We start from the raw sequence: 23433 nt of genomic DNA, 5'->3' as shown, positions 1-23433 counted from the left end.
CCTCTGGGAGAGGGCTAGGGTGAGGGCTGCAATCTTCAGCCGAACCAAAATCCCGAACACGCCAGCGTAAAAACCTTTTTGACAGCATCACATTTCAACAGGTTAGAATCGCTGGCACGCAGACTGCATGGTCAGTTTGTGCCCGTCTTTACGCTTCTGGAGTACTGCCTTTGAATGCGACGACCATCAACAGCCTGTTCTTGATCGGCGCGTTGCTGGTAGGCGCAAGCATTCTCGTCAGTTCTCTCTCCTCCCGTCTCGGCATTCCGATTCTGGTCATTATTCTCGCGGTCGGCATGGCCGCCGGGGTCGATGGCGGCGGGATCATTTTCGACAACTACCCGACCGCCTATCTGGTCGGCAACCTCGCACTGGCGGTGATCCTCCTCGACGGCGGCTTGCGTACGCGGGTGTCGAGTTTCCGCGTGGCGTTATGGCCGGCGCTATCGCTGGCCACGGTTGGTGTGTTGATTACCACTGGCCTGACCGGCATGGCAGCGGCATGGCTGTTCGACCTCAATCTGATTCAAGGCCTGCTGATCGGCGCCATCGTTGGCTCAACCGACGCCGCAGCGGTGTTCTCGCTGCTTGGCGGCAAAGGCCTGAACGAACGGGTCACCGCCACCCTGGAAATCGAATCCGGCAGCAACGACCCGATGGCGGTGTTTCTCACCGTGACCCTGATCGACATGCTCGCCAGCGGCCAGACCGGCCTGCACTGGAGCCTGTTGACCCATCTGATCCGCGAGTTCGGCATCGGCGGCGTGATCGGTCTCGGTGGCGGCTGGCTGATGTTGCAACTGGTCAACCGGATCAATCTGGCCGCCGGCCTGTATCCGATTCTGGTGATCGCTGGCGGTCTGGTGGTGTTCGCCCTGACCAACGCCCTGCACGGCAGCGGCTTCCTCGCCGTTTACCTGTGCGGTCTGGTCATCGGCAACCGTCCGGTGCGCAGCCGTCACGGCATTCTGCATATGCTCGACGGCATGGCGTGGCTGGCGCAGATCGGCATGTTCCTGGTGCTCGGCCTGCTGGTGACGCCGCACGATTTGCTGCCGATCGCCCTGCCTGCTCTCGGCCTGGCGCTGTGGATGATTCTGTTTGCGCGGCCACTGTCGGTGATGGTCGGTCTGCTGCCGTTCAAAGCCTTCCACGGGCGCGAAAAAGCCTTTATTTCCTGGGTCGGCCTGCGCGGCGCGGTACCGATCATTCTCGCGGTGTTCCCGCTGATGGCCGGGCTGCCGAATGCGCAGCTGTACTTCAACCTCGCGTTCTTCATCGTGCTGGTGTCGCTGCTGGTGCAGGGTACGAGCCTGCCGTGGGTCGCCAAACTGCTGAAAGTGACGGTACCGCCAGAGCCCGCGCCGATTTCCCGAGCGGCGCTGGAAGTCCACGTCACCAGCGAGTGGGAGCTGTTCGTTTACAAGCTCGGCGCGGAGAAATGGTGCATCGGTTCGCCCCTGCGCGAACTGAAAATGCCCGAAGGCACACGTATCGCAGCTCTGTTTCGTGGCCAGCAACTGCTCCATCCGTCGGGTAGTACGGTGCTGGAAGTCGATGATTTACTGTGTGTTATCGGCCATGAACACAACCTCGGCGCCCTCGGAAAACTGTTCAGCCAGGCGCCGCAACGTGGCCTCGATCTGCGTTTCTTCGGCGACTTTGTGCTCGAAGGAGACGCCCAGCTTAAAGCGGTTGCCGCACTCTATGGCCTGCCGGTCGAGGGTATCGATCCGGACATGACCCTGGGCGCCTTCATCGCCCAGAAAGTCGGTGGTGCGCCCATCGTCGGTGACCAGGTGGAGTGGAACAACACCCACTGGACGGTTGCGGTCATGGACGGGAACAAGATCGGCAAAGTGGGCGTCAGATTCCCCGAAGGAAGTCGCCCGGGCCCCGGACTCTTCCTCTAAACTGCGTCCACTCTCACTTGCTTGACCGGTCTCTATGCCTACCCTGCGCTCCTTTTTCGCCGCGGCCCTGCTGGGCCTGAGTCTTACTGTCGGCCCGCTGTACGCCGCCGAACCACCGTCCAGCGACGCCGTGCAGGCCAGCCTCGACAAACTGGCCGATAGCAAACTGCCGGATGCCGATAAGAAGGCCCTGCAAACCGTCCTGCAGAACACGCTCAATCAGCTGAACAATCAGCGTGATTACGAGCAGAAGCTCATCGATCTCAAGCAACAACTGGCGACTGCACCCAAGCAGACCATTGAAAACACCCGCGAGCTGGCCCGCCTCAAAGCCAACGCGGTGGTACCGGTGGCGCAGCGTTTTCCCAAGGAGTCGATTCAGCAACTGGAGCAGATCCTCACCGATCGCTCGACTCAGCAAAGTGACCTGCAAAAAGCCCTGGCCGACGCCAACAGCTTGATCATCACCGCGCAGACTCGCCCCGAGCGCGCGCAAGCGGAAATTTCCGCCAGCCAGACGCGCATTCAGCAGATCAACAACATCCTCAAATCCGGCAAGGACGCGGGTAAAACTGTCACCGCCGAGCAGCGCGATCAGTTGAACGCCGAACTGGCGGCACTGAATGCGCTGATTCCACTGCGTCGTCAGGAACTGGCCGGCAACAGTCAGTTGCAGGATCTGGGCAATGCTCAGCACGACTTGCTCTCGGAAAAGTCCGAGCGCCTCGACCGCGAGATCCAGGAACTGCAAACCCTGATCAACCAGAAACGTCTGGCGCAGTCGCAGGAAACCGTGACGCAGCAGTCGATCGAGGCGCAGAAGGCCGGTAGCAGCAGTCTGCTGGCCATCGAAAGCACGGCGAACCTCAAGCTCTCCGACTACCTGCTCAAAAGCACCGACCGCCTCAACGAAGTCACCCAGCAGAATCTGCAGACCAAACAACAGCTCGACAGTCTGACCCAGAGTGATTCAGCGCTGGACGAGCAGATCAGCGTGCTCAAGGGCAGCCTGTTGCTGTCGAAGATTCTCTATAAGCAGAAACAAGCCCTGCCGCGGCTCAAGGTCGACCGCGATCTGGCGGATCAGATCGCCGACATTCGCCTGTGGCAATTCGACGTCAGCCAGCAGCGTGAGCAACTGAGTAATCCGGCCGCCTATGTCGACAACCTGCTGGCCACTCAGCCGCCGGAGCAGGTCACCCCGCAATTGCGCAAAAACCTGCTGGAGCTGGCCAACACCCGCGCCGACCTGCTGGAGCGGCTGAATCGCGAACTGAGCGCCATGCTCAACGAGTCGATCACCCTGCAGCTCAACCAGAAACAACTGCTGAGCACCGCGCAAGGTCTGCGTGCGACGCTCGATGAGCAGATGTTCTGGATTCCCAGCAACAAGCCGCTGGATCTGGAATGGATGCGCGCGGTGCCGGAGCGCCTGAAACGCCAGGTCGACACCCTGCCGTGGGCCTCCAGCCTCAGCGAGCTGACCGACGGCCTGACCCAGCGTCCGCTGCTGTTCCTGCCGCTGGCGCTGTTGATCGGGGCCTTGTTGTGGCGGCGCAAAAATCTGTACGCGCGGTTAAACAAGGTTCACCAGGACATCGGCCACTTCAAACGTGACAGCCAGTGGCACACGCCGCAGGCGATCCTGATCAATATCCTGCTGGCAATGCCGGTCGCATTAGGTCTGGCGCTGTGCGGTCTGGCGTTGCAGATCGACGCTCGCGGGCAAAACACCAATATGGGCGCAGCGCTGCTGCAAATGGGTCAGGCGTGGCTGGTGTTCTACACCGCTTACCGGATTCTCGCCCCGGGTGGGGTGGCCGAATTGCACTTCCGCTGGGAAAAACCGCAGGTCGAATTCCTCCAAGGCTGGATCCGTCGACTCGGTCTGGTGGTCATGGCGCTGGTGACCATTGTCGCCGTGGCCGAACTGCAACCGGCCGCACTGGCCGACGATGTGCTCGGCATGCCGGTAGTGCTGACCTGCTACGCGTTGATGGCCTGGCTGCTCAGTCGCCTGCTGATCAGCAGCCCGGCCCACGAAAACGCCTCACTGTTCCGCAAAGCCGTTGGCGTGATGTTCACCCTGCTGCCGATCGCCCTGTTCGTTGCGGTGTGCTTCGGCTACTACTACACCGCGCTGAAACTCAGCGACCGTCTGATCAACACCCTGTACCTGCTGATGTTCTGGCTGGTGATCGAGGCCACGTTCGTCCGCGGACTGAGCGTTGCCGCACGACGCCTGGCCTACCAGCGCGCCCTGGCCAAACGTCAGGCAGCGAAGGAGGCCGGCGATGGCGAGGCGGTGATTGAAGAGCCGACGCTGGACATCGAAAAGGTCAACGAACAGTCCCTGCGCCTGATCCGTCTGGCCTTGCTCGGCGGGTTCATCGCGGCGCTGTACTGGGTCTGGTCGGACCTGATTTCGGTGTTCTCGTACCTCGACAACATCACCCTTTACGAATACACCAGCGGCACCGGCGCCAACATGAGCATGGTGCCGATCAGCATCGGCGACATGCTCGGCGCGCTGATCATCATCGGCATCACCTTCGCCCTCGCGCGCAACTTGCCCGGCCTGCTGGAAGTGTTTGTGCTGTCCAAGCTCAATCTGGCCCAGGGCAGTGCCTACGCGACCACCACGTTGCTGTCGTACGTGATCGCCGGCGTCGGTTTCGTCTCCACCCTGTCGACCCTCGGCGTCAGCTGGGACAAGTTGCAATGGCTGGTGGCGGCGCTGTCGGTCGGCCTAGGTTTCGGCATGCAGGAGATTTTTGCAAACTTCATCTCCGGCATCATGATCCTCTTCGAACGCCCGGTGCGGATCGGTGACACCATCACCATCGGCAACCTGTCGGGCACGGTGAGCAAGATCCGCATCCGCGCCACGACCATTACCGACTTCGACCGCAAGGACATCATTGTCCCGAACAAGACGTTCATCACCGGGCAACTGATCAACTGGTCACTGACCGACACCATCACCCGCGTCACGCTGAAGCTCGGTGTCGATTACGGCTCGGATCTGGATCTGGTCAAGGAACTGCTGCTCAAGGCTGCCCGCGAGAACCCGCGCGTGCTCAAGGAGCCAGAGCCGCACGTGTACTTCCTCAACTTCGGCGAAAGCACCCTCGACCACGAGTTGCGCATGCACGTGCGCGACCTCGGTGACCGCAACCCGGTGCTCGATGAGGTCAACCGCTTCATCAACCGCGAGTTCAAGAAGCAGCACATCAACATCTCGTTCCGCCAGATGGAGGTCTACCTGAAGAACCTTCACGGTCAGGAATACAAGATGGTGCCGATCGAGCCGGAAACGAAAACCATCGTGCCGATCGCCGACGATCAGAAACCACTGCAAGAGCCGCCACCGGCCAAACTCGACTAACCGGTCTGATCCCAGCAGAATGCTCGGACATTCTGCTGGAGCCGGCCCTTGAAAGCCCTCGACGAACTGACCTTCGACAATCGCTTCGCCCGCCTGGGCGACGCGTTCTCCGCCCACGTGCTGCCCGAGCCGATCGACAACCCGCGTCTGGTCGTCGCCAGCCCGGCGGCCCTGGCCTTGCTGGATCTCGAGCCGGCGACCGCCGAAACCGAAGAATTTGCCGAACTGTTCGGCGGCCACAAGCTGTGGGCCGATGCCGAACCACGGGCGATGGTCTACTCCGGGCATCAGTTCGGTGGCTACACGCCGCAACTTGGTGACGGTCGGGGCTTGCTGCTCGGCGAGGTCTACAACACTGCCGGCGAGCATTGGGACTTGCACCTCAAGGGCGCCGGGCAGACGCCGTTTTCGCGCATGGGTGATGGCCGTGCGGTGCTGCGTTCGTCGATCCGCGAATTCCTTGCTTCCGAAGCGTTGTACGCGTTGAACATTCCTTCGTCGCGCGCGGCTTGTGTGATCGGCTCCGACACCCCGGTCTGGCGTGAAAAGCAGGAACGCGCAGCGATGGTGCTGCGTCTGGCGCCGAGCCACATCCGCTTCGGCCACTTCGAATACTTCTATTACACCAAGCGCCCCGAGCAGCAGAAGCAGCTCGGCGAACACGTTCTGGCGATGCATTTTCCTGAGTGCCTGGAACAGCCGGAACCGTATCTGGCGATGTTCCGCGAGATCGTCGAGCGCAACGCCGAACTGATCGCCAAGTGGCAGGCCTATGGCTTCTGTCACGGCGTGATGAACACCGACAACATGTCGATCCTCGGCATCACCTTCGACTTCGGCCCGTTCGCTTTTCTCGACGATTTCGACGCCAACTTCATCTGCAACCACTCCGATGATCAGGGTCGCTACTCGTTCAGCAATCAGGTGCCGGTGGGCCAGTGGAACCTCAGTGCATTGGCTCAAGCGTTGACGCCGTTCATCAGTGTTGAAGCCCTGCGCGAAACCCTCAGCTTGTATCTGCCGCTGTTTCAGGCGCACTACCTCGACCTGATGCGCCGGCGCCTCGGTTTCACCACGGCCGAAGTCGATGACCAGAAGCTGCTGGAAGACCTGTTGCAACTGATGCAGAACAGCGGCGTCGACTACACGCTGTTCTTCCGCCGACTCGGTGAAGAATCAGCCGAACAGGCCGTCGCCCGATTGCGTGATGACTTCGTCGACATCAAGGGGTTCGATGCCTGGGGTGAACGCTACGTCGCACGGGTTGCCCGCGATGGCGAAGCCGATCAGGAACAACGCCGCACCCGCATGCATGCGGTCAATCCGCTATACATCCTGCGCAATTACCTGGCGCAAAAAGCTATCGATGCGGCTGAGCAAGGGGATTACTCAGAGGTGCGCCGGCTGCACACGGTGTTGAGCAAACCGTTTGAGGAGCAGCCGGGGATGGAGGCTTATGCCGAGCGGCCGCCGGAGTGGGGCAAGCATTTGGAGATCAGTTGTTCTTCCTGAGGCGTTTCAGCTTAGCGGATCGATTGCACTGATTACACGGTCGACAATGTCAGACATTGTCACGTCATCCAGTCGCTCGATGAATTTGGCCGTGCCGTCTCGTACCCGTTGTTCGATGTCAAAACTCCGAACCTGATTACATACCGCTACACCATTGGTTTCGTGGCCAGTAATGGCCACCGCCAAACCCAAATTCCGGCTGAAATTCCCACCGCTAGTAACAGGCACCGTCATGCTCACGCCCAATGCGTTGATCTCTCTGGGCGTAATCACCACAAAGCGATGTCTGTTCATCATCTCCCGCCCCGCCACTGGGTTTGGATCAATCCAGTAAACGTCACCCCGCTGAGGGGGCTGTCGGCGCACCATCAACCCAGCTCCCGGCCGACAGAATCACCTTCAAGAGTCTCGCTAGTCTGGGCGTTAAGTTTCTGCAGTTCTTCTGCGCCTTCGAGTAGCTCTGACAAGCTATAACGCTTACGCGTAGCGGCTACGGCTGGGCGAGCAATCAGTTCGCCATCGACCACATTCAGCTCTAGCTGTGCACCAACCTCCAGATGCAACAACTTTAAAAGCGTGGGCGGAATCGTAATGACGGCAGCGCCGCCTTGGCGGCGTATCTTGGAAGTTACGGACATTATGTCGCTCCGATTTGATGCATAGGAATCATCGATTCCTGGATTAGTGCAACAAAAGTAGCACGCAGATAAAGACAAAGCGATCTCCTCACGACAAGCGTAAAACGCCGAATGGGTCTTCAGACTAGCCATCGATCCCGGAACGGTTTTGAGAAAAATGTGAGCAGTTGCGACATTGATAAGTTGGCAGATCGACTCCAAATCAGTTCTATAGACTGCCTACCAGAGAACCAATCATGACCACCCCACTCCTCATCCCCTGCCCCTCCTGCAACGGCCTCAACCGCATCCCCGCCGAGCGCCTTGCGGATCAGCCCAAGTGCGGACGCTGCAAATCCGCTGTGCTGCTGAACAAACCCTTCGATCTCAAGCAAGGCGATTACGCCAGTCAGATCAAGGGTGATCTGCCGTTGCTGGTGGATGTCTGGGCGGACTGGTGTGGTCCGTGCAAGTCGTTTGCGCCGGTGTTCGAGCAGGCGGCAGCGCAGTTGGCGGGCAAGTGCCGCTTGGCCAAGCTTGATAGCGAGGCCAATCAGCAGTTGTCGGCGCAGTTGGGGATTCGCTCGATTCCGAGTCTGATTCTTTTCAGGAACGGCCGGGAAGTGGCGCGGCAGAGTGGTGCGTTGCCGTTGCCGCAGTTGATGGCGTGGCTGCGTAGCCAAGGCATCTGACACACCGTAAAGCAATGTAGGAGTGAGCCTGCTCGCGATAGCGTCCTGTCAGCCAACACTTGAGTGACTGAAAGGGTGCTATCGCGAGCAGGCTCACTCCTACAGGGTTCTGCGTAGCTCAGAAGATCAGTGATCTTCGAGCAAGTTGTGCAGTTCGACGAATTGCTGGGTCAGCTTGTGCCGGGGATCGAGGTGGATCAGCGGCATGCTGGCCTGGTGCGATTCGCGCATGCGCACCGAACTGGTCAGATACACCGGCAGCACCGGTAGACCTTCGGCAATCAACTCATCAAGGATCTGCTGCGGCAGGCTCGCCCGGGCCTGAAACTGGTTGACCACAATGCCTTCGACTTCCAGGCCTTCATTGTGGTCGTCCTTCAACTCTTCGATCTCCGCGATCAGCCCGTACAGGGCCTGACGCGAGAAACTATCGCAATCGAAGGGAATCAGCACCCGATCAGCGGCAATCAACGCAGATACCGCGTAGAAATTCAGCGCTGGCGGCGTATCGAGATAGATGCGGTCATAATCTTCAGACAGCTCATCAAGCAACTTACGCAGCTTGTTGATCTTGTGTTTGGCCTCAAGCTTGGGCTGCAAATCGGCCAACTCGGCCGTCGCGGTGATGATGTGCAGGTTGTCGAACGGCGTTTCGTAGATATCCGCCTGATTCTTCTTCGAGAACGGCCCCGAGGACAGCGTCTGCTTGAAGAAGTCGGCAATCCCCATCGGGATGTCATTGCCGGTCAGCCCGGTCAGATATTGAGTGGAGTTGGCCTGGGCATCGAGGTCCACCAACAGCGTGCGATAACCCTCGCTGGCGCTGACCGCCGCCAGATTGCAGGCAATGCTCGACTTGCCTACGCCACCTTTCTGATTGAACACCACGCGCCGCATGACCAAACCTCCGTGTATCAAAGAATGACCGAGTGTAGATGCGCTCGACCTCGCTTCGCTACCTTCACGGACACGGACTACAAAGTCAGGTGCAAATATCCGCGGACAGATAGGGCAATCGCCGCCATTGATCGCCGAGATTCCCGACAGACAAGCCGCTCACGATCTGGATAATGGCCAAGTGACAGTTTTCTTGCGAACCACTCGGTACATTTCATTGCGCAAAATGTAACCAGCATTTGCTACACACTCGTCGCACCGGGATAATGCGCGCCACCCGGCGCCATGCGCCACGTCAAGCCTGCTGCGGCTCTGGCCACTCAACGCGTCAACAAATGCCCGCAGGGGCGGGATGAATGTCCGTGATCAACTTCAACATCGCCCAATGGCGCGCGTGGGCTCCCGGGCTCGACAGCGTGGACGCCTGGCAGGCCTGGAGCCGACAACCGGTCGTACTCCAGAGCAGCGATGCCGCGCCCGATGTGTCGTTTTTGCCGGCCATGCAACGCCGCCGTCTCAGCCGACTGGCACGCATGGCGTTCAGCGTTGGCTGGCCCCTGGCCGACGGACGGGAGAATCTGCCGCTGGTGTTCGTTTCGCGTCACGGCGAAACCCCGCGTACCTACGAGATCCTCACCGATCTGGCCAACGAACAGCCCCTGTCGCCGACGCAGTTCAGCTTGTCGGTACACAACGCGATTATCGGCCTGTGGTCGATCATGCGCGGCGAGACCAGCGAAATGACTGCCCTCGCCGCTGCCGGCGACGGCCTCGAACACGGCATGCTCGAAGCCGCAGCCCTGCTCAATGAGGGCGCCCCGGCGGTGCTGCTGGTGATCACCGAAGAACAACCGCCCGAAGCGTATTCAGCGTGGATCGACGACGTGCCGTTTCCGTACGCGCTCGGCCTTTTGCTCACCCCCGGTACCGACTGGCGGCTGACCCTGAACAGCACCACAGAAACACGGTCAAAAGCGCACTGGCCCCACGCACTCACTCTGCTGCGAACCCTGCTTGGCCAGCAACCCCTTTGCCAACATGCCTGGAAAAATCGTGTATGGACCTGGCAACGCAACCCGTGACCGAAAAAAACCGCGACGCCTATTACTGGCGCCTGCTGGCCACCGCCGCAAGCTTCGCCCTGTTCGGGCTGGGCGGACTGTGCCTGCGCGTACTGGTGTTTCCGTTACTCGGATGCCTGCCGGGTGATGCGCTGAAACATCGGCAACGCGCGCGGCAGACCGTCAGTCGGCTGTTCTGGTTTTTCGTGCGCTTCATGGCCCGTACCGGCGTGCTGACGTATGACATTCAAGGGGCCGAACGTCTTGGCCGCCCCGGGCAGATGATCATCGCCAACCACCCGTCGTTGATCGACGTAGTGTTCCTGATCGGGCTGGTGCGCCAGGCCAATTGCGTGGTGAAGAAAACCCTGTGGGAAAACCCCTTCACCCGTGGCCCGCTGCGCAGCACCGAATACATCAGCAACGACGGCAGCATGGACATGCTCGATGCCGCTGCCCAGTCCCTGCAAAACGGCCAGACCCTGATCATCTTTCCCGAAGGCACGCGCACCCAGCCAGGTCAGGCGCCGGCCTTTCATCGCGGGGCGGCAGCGATTGCCCTGCGCGGTGCGAAAATAGTCACGCCGGTGATCATCAAGGTCAATCCGACCACGCTGACCAAAGCCGAACCCTGGTATCGGATCCCCAGCCGCCGCGTGAACTTCAGTTTTCGCGTCGGGGCCGATATAGACCCACAGACTTTCGCCGCGCAGGGGCCAGCCCCGCAAGCCTCGCGCAAGCTCAACGATTATTTGCACACCTACTTTATTAAGGAGCTCGCCGAAGATGAGCGATCTGAATCGTGATATCAAACTGCTAATCATCGATGCCCTCGGCCTCGAAGACATCAGTGTCGACGACATCGGCGACGAGCAGACGCTGTTCGGCGAAGGCCTCGGCCTGGATTCGGTCGACGCGCTGGAACTGGGTCTGGCGATCCAGAAAAAATACGGCATCAAGATCGACGCCGACGCCAAAGACACCCGCAACCATTTCACCAACGTGGCGAGCCTTGCGGCTTTCGTCACGGCAAAACAGGCAGCTTGAGACCGGACCATGCAAACTCGTGACGATATTTTCAACACCCTGCGCGATGCCTTGGTCGAGCTGTTCGAACTGGATCCTGGCCGTGTGAGCCTGGAGTCCAACCTGTATCAGGATCTGGAAATCGACAGCATCGACGCGGTCGATCTGATCGATCACATCAAACGCCAGACCGGCAAGAAAATCGCCGCCGAAGAGTTCAAATCAGTGCGTACCGTCGGCGACGTGGTCGAGGCGGTCTACCGTCTGGTTCAACCGGCCGCATGAGCCGACTGATCGGCCTCGGCCTGCTGCTGGCCGGTCTGCTGTACCCCTTTGCGGTGTATTTCGGCATGGAGCATTTTGCTCCGTGGCAGTTCGGCCTGCTGTTGGGCAGCCTGTGGCTGGCGCGAGCGCTGACCGGCGAACGCAAGCCCGGCAGTCTGTGGATGGCCTGTGTGGCGATTACCTTTTGCCTGTTGCTCGCACTGTTCGACAGTCCGCTGTTGCTGCGCTGGTATCCGGTGCTGATCAGCGGCTTCATGCTGGTGCTGTTCAGCCTGAGCCTGAAATACGGCCCGCCGATGGTCGAGCGCCTGGCGCGCTTGCGCGAGCCAGAACTGCCGGACATCGCGATCCGCTATACGCGCAAGGTCACGGTGGCCTGGAGCGTGTTTTTCTTCTGCAACGGTTTGTGCGCCGCCCTGCTGACCCTGTGGGCGCCGCTGAATTGGTGGATGTTGTACACCGGCCTGATCTCCTACGGATTGATCGGCCTGATGTTTGCCATTGAATGGCTGATACGACAACGGGTAAGAGGCCGTACATGAACTGGATAAAACTTGAGCAGCTGTTGCTCAAGCCTGTGCCGGCGCGGGCAATCAGCCACGCACCGGCCCTCGAACACGCGCAACTGTGCGAGCAGGCATTGAGCGTCGCCGCCGGTCTGCAAGCGCAGGGCGTGAAACGTCTGGCTGTGCACCTGGAGGATGCCGCCGAACTGGCCATCGCTCTGCTGGGTGCATGGCGTGCCGGCGTGAGTGTTCTGCTGCCTTCGGATCTGCAAGCGCAAACCCGCCAGCGCTGGTCGGGCGAAGTCGACCTCTGGCTGACGGATCAGGCCGATGACGCGCAACTGAGCGACTTTAAACATCCGCCGTTGCCCGGCGCCGAACTGGATCTCGACCAGTGCCGTCTGAGCCTGTGCACGTCCGGCTCCAGCGGCGAACCCAAGCGCATCGACAAAACCCTGCGCCAACTGGCCAACGAAGTCCTGGCGCTGGAGCAACTGTGGGGCGCGGATCTCGGTGAGGCCTGCATCATCGGCAGCGTCGCCACCCAGCATATCTACGGTCTGCTTTTTCGCGTGCTGTGGCCGCTGTGCGCCGGGCGCCCGTTCGTGCGCAAGCAACTGGCCTTTCCAGAAGACCTGCAGCGTGCCAGCCGCGAACATCCGGCCTTCGCCTGGATTGCCAGCCCGGCGTTGCTCAAACGCATGGGCGACAACCTCGACTGGCCAGCCCTGAGCGCTGTGCGCCGGGTATTTTCCTCCGGTGGCGCGTTACCGCTCGAAGCGGCGCAGAGTCTGCAACAACGCTTGCAACAATGGCCGACGGAAATCCTCGGCAGCTCGGAAACCGGCGGCATTGCCTGGCGTCAGGGCGAACAACTGTGGCAGCCGTTCGCCGGTGTCGAACTGAGCCAGGATAACGATGGCGCTCTACTGATCGCTTCACCTTACCTGCCTGCCGGACACGTCGAGCACACCGCTGATGCAGCGCGCATCGCCGCCGATGGTCGTTTCGAACTCTTGGGGCGGCTGGACCGGATCGTCAAACTCGAAGAAAAACGCATTTCTCTGCCCATGCTCGAACAAGCGCTGGTGACCCATGACTGGGTCGCCGAAGCACGTCTCGGCGTGGTGCAGGAAAACCGCGCCTCCCTCGGTGCACTGCTGGTACTCAGCGAGACCGGCCTGTTTGCCTTGCGTGAACACGGCCGTCGCAACCTGACCGAAACCCTGCGCCAGCATTTGCGCCAACACTGCGAAGCGCTGGCTTTGCCTCGACGTTGGCGGCTGGTGCGGCAATTACCGTTGAACAGCCAAGGCAAACTGCCGCAGGCCGATGTTGAAGCGCTGCTGATGGCCCCGCGAACGAAAGCGCCCGAGGTGCTGGAGCAAGTCGAAAGCGCTGGCGAGTGGAGCCTGCAACTGAGCGTGCCACCGGATCTGGCCTACTTCAGCGGCCACTTCCCCAAGGCGCCGGTATTGCCCGGCGTGGTGCAGGTGGAATGGGCGTTGAACCTCGGTCGCCAATTGCTCAACCTGACCGGCCCGTTTGCCGGTATGGAAGTGCTGAAATTCCAGCAACTGGTACGCCCCGGCGATGAAATCCAGTTGCACCTGCGTTTCGATCCGGAGCGGCGCAAGTTGTATTTTGCCTATCGCAATGACACGGCGACATGCTCCAGTGGGCGGATTCTTTTGGGTGTAGAGCATGATTGACCTTGGTGAGTGCTGCGCACTCAATCGCGAGCAGGCTCGCTCCCACAGGAATCACCGGCATGCATAATCCTTGTGCAGTGATCCCGGTTTATAACCACGAAACCGCGATCGGCACCGTGGTCGACGCCCTGCTCGCGCAAAGCCTGCCATGCATTCTGGTGGATGACGCCAGCACCCAGTCCTGCGCCAAGGTGCTCGACGGTTTGGCGGAACGCGATAACGTGCACCTGGTGCGCCTGACCGCCAATCAGGGCAAGGGCGGCGCAGTGATGACCGGCCTGCGCGAAGCCTCGCTATTGGGTTTCAGCCATGCGCTGCAGGTCGATGCCGACGGTCAGCACGATTTGCACGATGTCGCCCGTTTCGTCGACGAGTCCCGCGCCCATCCCGAGGCGATGATCTGCGGTTATCCGCTGTTCGACGAGAGCGTGCCGAAAGGCCGTTTGTACGCGCGCTACCTGACCCACGTGATGGTCTGGATCAACACGCTGTCGCTGCAGATCCGCGATTCGATGTGTGGGTTTCGCGTCTATCCGCTGGCCCCGACGCTGGCGGTGATCGACTCGGCAAAAGTCGGCAAGCGCATGGATTTCGACTCGGACATTCTCGTGCGCCTGTCGTGGCGCAATCAGCCGATGCGCTGGCTGCAAACCAGCGTGCACTATCCGCTGGACGGTGTGTCGCACTTCCGCTTGTTCCACGACAACGCGCTGATTTCCAGCATGCACACACGGCTGTTTCTCGGCATGTTGCTGCGCTTCCCGCTGATCCTCTGGCGGCGGTGGCGAACATGACCGGCGAAGCCGACAAAAAGCACTGGGCTGACCGCGAAGAGCGCGGCAGCTTCCTGCTGATGAAATTCACCGCGTTCGCCGCCAAGGTCCTTGGCCGACGCCTGCTCAGCCCGTTGCTGTACGGCATCGTCCTGTACTTTTTCCTGTTTGGCCGCACCGCGCGACACAGCGCCTGGCAATACCAGCAGCGCTTGGCCGCATGGAGTCAGCGCGATGCGTTGCGTCCTACTCATTGGCGGGTGTTCGGCCAGTTCATGGCGTTCGCCGATTCGATGCTCGACAAGCTCGACGTATGGAACGGCAAGCTGCGCATCGAGCAGATCGAAATCATTGACCCGGCGCTGCTGCGCAATCAGTTACGCGGTAGTCGCGGGCAATTGCTGGTCGGTGCGCACTTGGGCAATCTCGAAGTCTGTCGCGCACTGGCGGAGATCGGCGAAAAGGTCACCATGAACGTGCTGGTGCACACTAAGCACGCCGAACAATTCAACCGCCTGCTCGGTGAAGCCGGGGCGACCAATCTGCGCCTGATTCAGGTCAGCGAACTCGACCCGGTGATCATGCTGCAACTGCACGAACGCCTGGAGCGCGGCGAATGGCTGGCGATTGCCGGCGACCGCGTACCACTGCACGGCGGGCGCAGTGTCACCGTGGACTTTCTCGGCCACCCGGCGCCATTCCCGCAAGGCCCGTGGCTGCTCGCCGGTCTGCTGAAATGCCCGGTCAATCTGTTGATGTGCCTCAAGCAGCCGGACGGCCACTATCGCCTGACCCTCGAGCCCTTCGCCGACGCCGTGGTGTGGAAGCGCAGCGAGCGCGAGCAGGTCATTCATCAGTGGGCCACCCGCTATGCGCAGCGCCTGAGTCACTATTGCCTCGAAGCGCCGCAACAATGGTTCAACTTTTACCCTTTCTGGAAGACCGATGACCACGCCAACCCATGAGCCGGTAACCTTCGGCGAACGCCCTTTGCGCATCGAAGACGTGCTGGCCCTGGCCAACCGTCAGGCACCCGTGCAGTTGCAGAGCGACGCCGACTATCGCGAACGCATCGCCAAGGGCGCGCGGTTCCTCGATTCGCTGCTGGACAAGGAAGGCGTGATCTATGGCGTGACCACCGGTTACGGCGATTCCTGCGTGGTCGCGGTGCCGTTGCATCACGTCGAAGCATTGCCGCGTCACCTCTACACCTTCCACGGTTGCGGACTGGGCAAGCTGCTCGATGCGCAAGCCACCCGCGCGGTGCTGGCGGCGCGTTTGCAGTCGCTGTGCCACGGCGTTTCCGGGGTACGCGTGGAATTGCTGGAGCGTCTGCACGCGTTTCTCGAATACGACATCCTGCCGCTGATTCCTGAAGAAGGTTCGGTCGGCGCCAGCGGCGATCTGACGCCGCTGTCCTACGTCGCCGCGACACTCTCCGGCGAGCGTGAAGTGATGTTCCGAGGTGAACGTCGCCAGTCCGCCGATGTGCATCGCGAACTCGGCTGGACGCCGCTGGTGTTGCGCCCGAAAGAAGCGCTGGCGCTGATGAACGGCACCGCGGTGATGACCGGCCTCGCCTGCCTCGCTTTCGCCCGCGCCGACTACCTGCTGCAACTGGCCACGCGCATCACCTCGCTCAACGTAGTCGCGCTGCAAGGCAACCCTGAGCACTTCGACGAGCGCCTGTTCGCCGCCAAACCGCATCCGGGGCAAATGCAGGTCGCCGCATGGCTGCGCAAGGATCTGGCGATCGACGCACCGACCGCGCCGCTGCATCGATTGCAGGATCGCTATTCGCTGCGCTGCGCCCCGCATGTCCTCGGCGTGTTGGCCGACAGCCTGAACTGGCTGCGTTCGTTCATCGAAATCGAACTGAACAGCGCCAACGACAACCCGATCATCGACGCCGAAGCCGAGCGCGTTTTGCACGGTGGGCACTTCTACGGCGGCCATATCGCGTTCGCCATGGACAGCCTGAAAAACCTCGTGGCCAACGTCGCCGACCTGCTCGACCGGCAGCTCGCCTTGCTGGTCGACGAACGTTACAACCACGGTCTGCCGAGCAACCTCTCCGGTGCTCCGGCGGATCGCGCCATGATCAACCACGGCTTCAAAGCCGTGCAGATCGGCACCAGCGCGTGGACCGCCGAAGCGTTGAAAAACACCATGCCGGCCAGCGTGTTCTCGCGCTCCACCGAGTGCCACAACCAAGACAAAGTGAGCATGGGCACCATCGCCGCCCGCGACGCAATCCGCGTGCTGGAGCTGACCGAACAAGTCGCCGCCGCTACCCTGCTCGCCGCCAACCAAGGCGTGTGGCTTCGCGGTCAGGCCGAAGACGCACGACCGCTGCCACCGTCACTGGCGGCGATGCACGAAGAGCTGGCCAAGGACTTCCCGCCAGTCATCGAAGACCGTGCACTGGAAGGCGAATTGCGCCTGTGCCTGCAACGCATTGCCGCGCAACACTGGAGGCTGCATGCGTAGCGCCGGAGTGCTTCACGCTGACACGGAAATCCTCGTGCCGTTTTTCGACGTCGATACCATGCATGTGGTCTGGCACGGCCATTACGTCAAATACCTCGAAGTGGCGCGTTGCGCGCTGCTCGACAAGATTGGCCACAACTACACGCAGATGGTCGAGTCCGGGTTCGCCTGGCCGATCATCGACCTGCAACTGCGCTATGTGCGCGGCGCAGTGTTTGGCCAGCGTCTGAATGTGCGCGCCAGTCTGGTCGAGTGGGAAAACCGGCTGAAGATCAATTATCTGATCACCGACCTGCACAGCGGCGAACGCCTGACCCGCGCTAGCTCGGTGCAGGTTGCCGTCGAAGTGAGCAGTCGCGAGATGCAGTTGGCTTCGCCGAAAGTCTTCACCGATGCCGTAGAAAGGATGCTGCGATGAATGTTCTGGTTAAAAGCCTGAGCGTATTGGCGCTGCTGACGCTGTCAGCGCTGGCCAACGCCTTCGACCTGCAACAGCTCAGCGAACAACTGGCGAAACCGGACGTGATCCACGGCCAGTTCATCCAGGAAAAACACCTGCGTGCATTACCGCAGCCACTGATCAGCAAGGGCAGTTTTGTTCTCGCCAAAAATCACGGTCTGCTCTGGCTGCTGAAAACCCCGCTGCAGCAGGACTACCGCATCAGCGCCAAAGGCATCGCTCGCCGCGACAATAATGGCTGGCAGTTGCTGCCGAACAAGAGCGCCGGGGCGGAGCAGAACCGCTTGTTCCTCGCCGTACTGCAAGGTGACAGCAGTGGCCTGCAACGCGACTTCGAACTGGCGCTGAGCGGCGATGCACAGCAGTGGAAACTCACCTTGACCCCGCGCTCGCTGCTGCTCAAGCAAGTGTTCAACCAGATCAACATCGACGGCGGCGCGCTGGTGCAGACCATCGAACTGCTGGAAACCCAAGGCGACAGCACCGTGCTGCGCATGCAGGACAGCAACGCCAGTCAACCGTTGAGCGACGCGGAGCAACATGACTTTGCCGAGTGAACGCAGGCTGCCCTGGCTGTTCCTGATCCTGCTGCTGGCGGTCGTCGCGCTGGCCGGTTGGCAATGGCGCGACGGTGCGCCGCTGTCGGCGAACCTGATGGAACTGGTGCCCGGCACTCACCCGGACGCCCTTGAACAGCGCGCCGAGCAGCGCATGCAGGAACCGCTCAACCGCGAAATGCTGGTGCTGGTCGGCCACGCCGATCGCCAGCAAGCGGTGGCCATGGCGCAGACACTGGGCGAGCAATGGCAGGCCAGCGGTCTGTTCGAGAAAGTGCAGTGGAACCTGCAAGCGGATCTCCCCGCCCTGCGCACGCAACTGCTGCAAGGGCGGCTGGCGATGCTTTCGGCGGACGACCGGCAATTGCTGATCGAACACCCCGACGCCTTCATTCAGCAACGCGTACAGGCCCTGTTCGACCCGTTCAGCGGTTTCAGCCTGGTGCCGAGTCAGGACGACTGGCTGGGCCTGACCGGGCGCATTCAGAACAGCCAGCCGCAGCACGGTTCGGTGCAACTGGACATCGGCAGCGGCGCGTTGATTGCCGATGCCGACGGCAAGAGCTGGGTACTGCTGCGGGCACGCACCACCGGCAATGCTTTCGACATGAACCTGCCGCTGCAAGTCGCGGCACTGCTGCAAGCCTGCCGCGAGCAGGCGGCGAAATCCGACGTGCAACTGCTCGCCGCCAGCGGCTTGTTGTACGCCGCCAACGGTCAGCAACAAGCGACTCGTGAAATGACCTGGGTTGGCGGCGGCGCCACCGTCGGCATTCTGTTGCTGCTGTTGCTCGCTTTCCGTCGCTGGCGCGTGCTGCTGGCGTTCGTGCCGGTGCTGGTCGGCATGTTGTTCGGTGCGGTGGCCTGTGTGGCGCTGTTCGGCCATATGCATGTGATGACGCTGGTGCTCGGCTCCAGCCTGATCGGCGTGGCCGTGGATTATCCGCTGCATTATTTGTCGAAGAGTTGGAGCCTGAAGCCCTGGCGCAGTTGGCCGGCGTTGCGTTTGACCCTTTCCGGTCTGACCCTGAGCCTGATCACCAGCGCCATCGGTTATCTGGCGCTGGCGTGGACGCCGTTCCCGGCGCTGACGCAAATCGCGGTGTTCTCCGCCGCCGGCCTGCTCGGTGCCTATCTGTCGGCGGTGTGCCTGTTGCCGGCGCTGCTGAAAAATGTCGAACTGCGCCCCGCACAATGGCCGCTGCATCTGGCCGAACGCTTGGTCAGACTGCGTGAAAAACTCCTCGAGCGCGTACGCACGCCGGTGCTGTTGGCGCTGCTGATCGCCTTCTGTGTGGGCGGCCTGGTGCAGCTGCAAAGCAAGAATGACATCCGCCAATGGGTCGGCGCGCCGCAACAGCTGACCGACGAAGCGCAGGCCATCGCGCGCATCACCGGCTATCAGCCGACCAGCCAGTTCTTCCTAGTGCGCGCCGACAATCAGCAGCAATTGCTCGAGCGGCAGGCCGCGCTGAGCGAGCGTCTGCAGCAACTGGTCAACCTCGACAAGCTGCAAGGTTATCTGGCCCTCGATCAATTGGTCAGCCCGCCGAACCAGCAAGAACAGGTGCGCGAGGCGCTGAACAAACTGCCGCAATACTGGCAGCCACTGCTCGACCTCGGCGTGCCGCTCGCCGCGTTGCAAAACGAACTGCAACAGCTGCAGACCGTGCCTGCCGAGGACATCGACGCGGCGTTGGCCGGTCCCCTTGGCGAGCCTTATCGCACACTCTGGCTCGGCCCGAGCGAAGATGGCGTGGCGGCGATGACCAGCCTGCAAGGTTTTAACAACCCGGCGCTGCTACGGGTGCAGGCGCTGGATTTGCCGGGGGTGATGCTGGTCGATCGCCTTGGCGAATTGAATGAAGTCTTTGCTGCGACGCAAATCAGCGCTGCCGAACTGAAACTCGCCTCCTGCGCGCTGATCGTGCTGGTGCTGATGTTGCCGTTCGGTCTCGGCGGCGCGCTGCGCATCGTCGCCCTGCCGTTGCTCGCCGCTTTGTGCAGTCTGGCCAGCCTTGGCTGGCTCGGTCAGCCGTTGACCCTGTTCAGCCTGTTCGGCCTGCTGCTGGTGACGGCGATCAGCGTCGACTACGCGATTCTCATGCGTGAGCAAGTCGGTGGTGCGGCGGTGAGCTTGCTGGGTACCTTGCTGGCCGCTGTGACGACATGGTTGTCGTTTGGTTTGCTGGCGGTTTCCAGCACGCCGGCGGTGAGCAATTTCGGTCTGTCGGTGAGCCTCGGTCTGGCCTTCAGCTTCATGCTCGCACCCTGGGCCGGACGTCACGAACATACCGCCGCCGTTGCGGAGCCAGCGGCATGATGGTCGTCGGTTTCTGGCTGCTGGCCTTGGCGTTGTTCGCCGTGGCCACCCGCGTCGGCCGCCACTTCGGTCTGATCCCGATCGTCAGCCAGTTGCTGCTGGCGAGCTTCGGCTTGCCGCTGCTGATGTACTTCTGGATCGAGCCGGGCTGGCAGCTCAGTGGCGCCGAACTGATCGCGCCGGACTGGCTGAAAAACCTCTACAGCCTGAGTTTTGCCCTGCTGCTCGGGCATATCCTCAGTGATGTGATCGATCTGAAACTCGATCGCCAGAGCGTGAAAATCGCCGTGCCGAGTTTCCTCGTGCCGTTCGCCTGTGGTCTTGCCGCTGCGTATTGGCTACTGCCGACGCAACCGTGGCTCAACTCGCTGGCCATCGGTCTGGTGTTCGCGATTACCGCGATCCCGGTGCTGTACCTGTATCTGCGCCACATCGATTATCCGCCGGCCGCCACGCGCCGATTGGTGCAGACCGCGATCCTCATTGATCTGACCTGCTGGACATTGTTCGGGCTCGCCCAAGGCAGTCTGCACCTAAGCAGTCTGTTGTTGCCGCTGGGCCTCGCCTGTGTGCCGCTGTTGTTGCGCGTCATCGGCGTGCGCCGACCACTGACCTACAGCCTCGGTTTTTTCGCGTTGCTGGTGATGGCCGAGCATTACAAACTCAACGCGCTGATCTTCGGCATCGGTTATCTGCTGTGCATGGCCGCGCTGAAACTGCCACTGGTGCTGCCATTGCCGGCGCGCTGGATGAGCCGTTTGCAGACGTGGTTGGCGATCCCGCTGATTCTGACGTTCGGCATTGTGCAGATCGACGTGCACAGCGCCCTCTCCAGCCTGGGTCCGCTGCAATGGGCGGCGCTGCTGCTGTTGCCGATTGCCAGTAAACTGCTCGGCAACTGGCTCGGCCTCGGCTGGGCCGGCGCCTCGTTCGAAGGCGCCAGCCGCTGGCGCGAAAGTGTGCTGCTGAATATTCGTGGCCTCAGCGAAATCGTCTTTCTCAATCTGCTCTTGCAACAACAGCTGATCACACCGGCGCTGTACTTCGCGCTGATGCTGATGGGCCTGATCGCGACGCTGCTACCGGCCCTGATCGGCCTGCATCGCGCGCCTTTGAATCTGCAACAGCCTCTGTCCCGGAGCTCACGTGCCAATCGTTGAAATGGAATCCCGTCAGGTCGTGATCATCGGCGCCGGCCCGTCCGGCGCTATCGCTGCGGCCTTGCTCAAGCGCAAGGGCCACGATGTGCTGGTGATCGAGCGCCAGCACTTTCCGCGCTTTTCCATCGGTGAAAGCCTGCTCAGCCATTGCCTGGATTTCGTCGAAGAGGCCGGCATGCTCGACGCCGTCAATGCCGCCGGCTTCCAGCGCAAGACCGGCGCCGCATTCGCCTGGGGCCAGCGTTACAGCGCCTTCGATTTCGGTGACACCTTTACCGGCGGCAAACCGACCACGTTTCAGGTGCAACGCGCCGATTTCGACAAACTGCTGGCCGATCAAGCGGCGCTGCAAGGCGCGGAAATCCGCTACGGCGACGCCATCGTCAGCGTCGATTTCGAGCGGACGAAACCTTTGCTCGACGTGCGCCGCGAGGACGGCAGCGAATACCGAGTCGAAGCCGATTTCGTACTGGATGCCAGCGGCTATGGTCGTGTGCTTTCACGCTTGCTGGACCTGGAAGCACCGTCGAATTTCCCGGTGCGGCAGGCGGTGTTCACCCACGTCGAAGATCACATCGACAACCCGGCGTTCGACCGCGAAAAAATTCTCGTCACCACGCATCCGGAACATCGCGATGTCTGGTTCTGGACGATTCCGTTCAGCAACGGCCGCTGTTCGGTGGGCGTGGTCGCCGCTGAAGAACATTTCAAGGGTCGCGACAGCGATCTGGATGCCTGCCTGCGCGGTTTCATCGCCGAAACCCCAAGCCTTGCCGGCGTGCTGAACAATGCTGTGTGGGACACCCCGGCACGCACCCTCGGCGGCTACGCGGCCAATGTGAAAACCCTGCACGGTCCAGGCTTCGCGCTGCTCGGCAACGCGGCGGAGTTTCTCGACCCGGTGTTCTCCTCCGGCGTGACCATCGCCATGCGCTCGGCGAGCATGGCCGCTGCCGTTCTGCACCGTCAGTTGCAGGGTGAAACGGTTGACTGGCAAAGCGAGTTCGCCGAGCCACTCAAGCGCGGCGTCGACACCTTCCGCTGCTACGTCGAGGGCTGGTACGCCGGCACTTTTCAAGACGTGATTTTTTATGAAGACAGTCAGGCGGAAATCCGTCGGATGATCTGCTCGATCCTCGCCGGTTACGCCTGGGACGAACGCAACCCGTTCGTCAGCGAGGCGCGCCGCCGCTTGAAGATGATTTCCGAACTTTGTGCAAAGGACGCCACATGAATTACTTGAGCGATAGCTACGTTGAGGAGACCCGCTTCGGTTTCTGGTTCCTGCGCAGCCACACCTGGCAGCACCATGTGTTGCGGGTGGCGATCAATGATTTGCGTGGTTTGTTCAGTGAAGCGCTGCCGGAACATCCGGTGTTGCTGGACGCTGGTTGCGGACAGGGCAAGTCGTTCGGTCATCTGCGCCAGACCTTCGCGCCACAGCGTTTGATCGGTGTTGACGCCGATCCGCACAGCCTTGAATTGAGCGGCGAAGAAGCGGCGCGTCTGGGTCTGGACGTTGAACTGATCGGCAGCGATTGCGCGACGCTCAATGTGGCGGACGCCAGTGTTGATCTGCTGTTCTGTCACCAGACGTTCCACCATCTGGTCGAGCAGGAAAAAGCGCTGGCCGAGTTTTATCGGGTGCTGAAACCGGGTGGCTATCTGCTGTTCGCCGAATCCACCGAGGCTTACATTGATACGTGGGTGATTCGCTGGCTGTTCCGCCATCCGATGCATGTGCAGAAGAGTGCGGCGCAGTATCTGCAGATGATTCGCGGGCAGGGTTTCGAGTTTGCCGAGAAGAATGTCTCGTACCCGTATCTGTGGTGGAGCCGGTCGAAGGATTTCGGCTTGCTGGAGCGGTTTGGGGTGCGCAAGCCGAAACCGTTTGGCGAGCGCGAAGAAACGTTGGTGAACGTTGTCGCGCGTAAACCGCTTGAAGGTGCCATCTGATGCCCCCCTTTCGACCTGCACACATAGAACCCTGTGGGAGCTGGCTTGCCAGCGATAGCGGTGGATCAGCTTGCATCAGTGTCGGATGTGCCGACGTCATCGCTG

General features: G+C 61.2%; 22 protein-coding genes. 19 read left to right on the top strand and 3 right to left on the bottom strand.

Annotated features, from left to right (window positions below; translation table 11 throughout):
- Positions 1–170 precede the first annotated feature (170 nt).
- The 3 genes from M5G26_RS23860 to selO are packed head-to-tail and all read left to right on the top strand — an operon-like array spanning position 171 to position 6813.
- Complete coding sequence (locus M5G26_RS23860) at positions 171–1913, top strand: potassium/proton antiporter (protein WP_134175896.1); 1743 nt, start codon at positions 171–173, stop codon at positions 1911–1913.
- Positions 1914–1947: 34 nt separating this feature from the next.
- Complete coding sequence (gene mscK, locus M5G26_RS23855) at positions 1948–5301, top strand: mechanosensitive channel MscK (protein ID WP_273916639.1); 3354 nt, start codon at positions 1948–1950, stop codon at positions 5299–5301.
- A gap of 48 nt (positions 5302–5349) precedes the next feature.
- Entirely contained in the window at positions 5350–6813 is a 1464-nt protein-coding gene (gene selO / locus M5G26_RS23850) for a protein adenylyltransferase SelO (RefSeq protein WP_273916638.1), read from the top strand.
- Between the two features lie 6 nt (positions 6814–6819).
- Here selO and M5G26_RS23845 read toward each other — a convergent pair whose 3' ends face one another.
- Both M5G26_RS23845 and M5G26_RS23840 read right to left on the bottom strand, forming a co-directional pair.
- Entirely contained in the window at positions 6820–7182 is a 363-nt protein-coding gene (locus M5G26_RS23845) for a type II toxin-antitoxin system PemK/MazF family toxin (protein ID WP_077570482.1), read from the bottom strand.
- A complete protein-coding gene (locus M5G26_RS23840) occupies positions 7182–7451 on the bottom strand; it encodes an AbrB/MazE/SpoVT family DNA-binding domain-containing protein (protein WP_008077592.1) in 270 nt (89 codons plus the stop codon). The genes M5G26_RS23845 and M5G26_RS23840 overlap by 1 nt, the downstream gene beginning before the upstream one ends.
- A gap of 236 nt (positions 7452–7687) precedes the next feature.
- Between M5G26_RS23840 and trxC the strand changes: the two genes are divergently transcribed.
- Entirely contained in the window at positions 7688–8122 is a 435-nt protein-coding gene (gene trxC / locus M5G26_RS23835; protein WP_273916637.1) for a thioredoxin TrxC, read from the top strand.
- Positions 8123–8248: 126 nt separating this feature from the next.
- On the opposite strand, the gene M5G26_RS23830 is transcribed toward trxC, so the two are convergent.
- On the bottom strand, positions 8249–9019 hold the full coding sequence (locus M5G26_RS23830; protein ID WP_038360142.1) for a ParA family protein: 771 nt from the start codon (positions 9017–9019) through the stop codon (positions 8249–8251).
- Positions 9020–9375: 356 nt separating this feature from the next.
- On the opposite strand from M5G26_RS23830, the gene M5G26_RS23825 reads away from it, so the two are divergent.
- From M5G26_RS23825 to M5G26_RS23755, 15 genes are read left to right on the top strand one after another with little or no spacing between them, the layout of a single operon-like run.
- Positions 9376–10101: a beta-ketoacyl synthase chain length factor gene (locus M5G26_RS23825; RefSeq protein WP_134175902.1), complete on the top strand. Its 726-nt coding sequence runs from the start codon at positions 9376–9378 to the stop codon at positions 10099–10101.
- Positions 10077–10886, top strand: coding sequence for a lysophospholipid acyltransferase family protein (locus tag M5G26_RS23820; protein WP_273916636.1), 810 nt, complete (start codon positions 10077–10079; stop codon positions 10884–10886). Before M5G26_RS23825 ends, M5G26_RS23820 begins: the two co-directional genes overlap by 25 nt.
- Positions 10867–11127, top strand: a complete 261-nt coding sequence (locus M5G26_RS23815; RefSeq protein ID WP_016983882.1) for a phosphopantetheine-binding protein — start codon at positions 10867–10869, stop codon at positions 11125–11127. Before M5G26_RS23820 ends, M5G26_RS23815 begins: the two co-directional genes overlap by 20 nt.
- A gap of 9 nt (positions 11128–11136) precedes the next feature.
- Positions 11137–11391: an acyl carrier protein gene (locus tag M5G26_RS23810; RefSeq protein ID WP_222589460.1), complete on the top strand. Its 255-nt coding sequence runs from the start codon at positions 11137–11139 to the stop codon at positions 11389–11391.
- A complete protein-coding gene (locus M5G26_RS23805) occupies positions 11388–11933 on the top strand; it encodes a hypothetical protein (RefSeq protein WP_134175904.1) in 546 nt (181 codons plus the stop codon). The genes M5G26_RS23810 and M5G26_RS23805 overlap by 4 nt, the downstream gene beginning before the upstream one ends.
- Complete coding sequence (locus M5G26_RS23800; RefSeq protein WP_273916635.1) at positions 11930–13609, top strand: acyl-CoA synthetase family protein; 1680 nt, start codon at positions 11930–11932, stop codon at positions 13607–13609. Before M5G26_RS23805 ends, M5G26_RS23800 begins: the two co-directional genes overlap by 4 nt.
- A 59-nt stretch (positions 13610–13668) precedes the next feature.
- Positions 13669–14403 (top strand): glycosyltransferase family 2 protein, encoded by a 735-nt coding sequence (locus M5G26_RS23795; protein WP_134175906.1) that lies wholly within the window; start codon positions 13669–13671, stop codon positions 14401–14403.
- The gene (locus tag M5G26_RS23790; RefSeq protein ID WP_134175907.1) at positions 14400–15347 is read left to right on the top strand and encodes an LpxL/LpxP family acyltransferase; all 948 of its coding nucleotides are present in this window, start codon (positions 14400–14402) and stop codon (positions 15345–15347) included. Before M5G26_RS23795 ends, M5G26_RS23790 begins: the two co-directional genes overlap by 4 nt.
- Entirely contained in the window at positions 15328–16872 is a 1545-nt protein-coding gene (locus M5G26_RS23785) for an HAL/PAL/TAL family ammonia-lyase (protein ID WP_273916634.1), read from the top strand. Before M5G26_RS23790 ends, M5G26_RS23785 begins: the two co-directional genes overlap by 20 nt.
- Complete coding sequence (locus M5G26_RS23780) at positions 16865–17290, top strand: acyl-CoA thioesterase (protein ID WP_273916633.1); 426 nt, start codon at positions 16865–16867, stop codon at positions 17288–17290. Before M5G26_RS23785 ends, M5G26_RS23780 begins: the two co-directional genes overlap by 8 nt.
- Positions 17287–17889 carry an outer membrane lipoprotein carrier protein LolA gene (locus M5G26_RS23775; protein ID WP_273916632.1) on the top strand — a complete coding sequence of 201 codons (603 nt, stop codon included), beginning with the start codon at positions 17287–17289 and terminating at the stop codon, positions 17887–17889. Before M5G26_RS23780 ends, M5G26_RS23775 begins: the two co-directional genes overlap by 4 nt.
- Positions 17873–20212 (top strand): MMPL family transporter, encoded by a 2340-nt coding sequence (locus tag M5G26_RS23770; RefSeq protein ID WP_273916631.1) that lies wholly within the window; start codon positions 17873–17875, stop codon positions 20210–20212. The genes M5G26_RS23775 and M5G26_RS23770 overlap by 17 nt, the downstream gene beginning before the upstream one ends.
- The gene (locus M5G26_RS23765) at positions 20209–21372 is read left to right on the top strand and encodes a sodium:proton antiporter (RefSeq protein WP_273916630.1); all 1164 of its coding nucleotides are present in this window, start codon (positions 20209–20211) and stop codon (positions 21370–21372) included. Before M5G26_RS23770 ends, M5G26_RS23765 begins: the two co-directional genes overlap by 4 nt.
- Complete coding sequence (locus M5G26_RS23760) at positions 21359–22606, top strand: NAD(P)/FAD-dependent oxidoreductase (RefSeq protein ID WP_273916629.1); 1248 nt, start codon at positions 21359–21361, stop codon at positions 22604–22606. The genes M5G26_RS23765 and M5G26_RS23760 overlap by 14 nt, the downstream gene beginning before the upstream one ends.
- Positions 22603–23328, top strand: a complete 726-nt coding sequence (locus M5G26_RS23755) for a class I SAM-dependent methyltransferase (RefSeq protein WP_134175914.1) — start codon at positions 22603–22605, stop codon at positions 23326–23328. Before M5G26_RS23760 ends, M5G26_RS23755 begins: the two co-directional genes overlap by 4 nt.
- Positions 23329–23433: the final 105 nt, after the last annotated feature.

It is taken from the genome of Pseudomonas sp. TNT2022 ID642, assembly GCF_028656995.1.
In the GTDB taxonomy this organism is placed as follows: Bacteria; Pseudomonadota; Gammaproteobacteria; order Pseudomonadales; family Pseudomonadaceae; genus Aquipseudomonas.
This window is presented reverse-complemented; position numbering and strand designations above follow the sequence as displayed.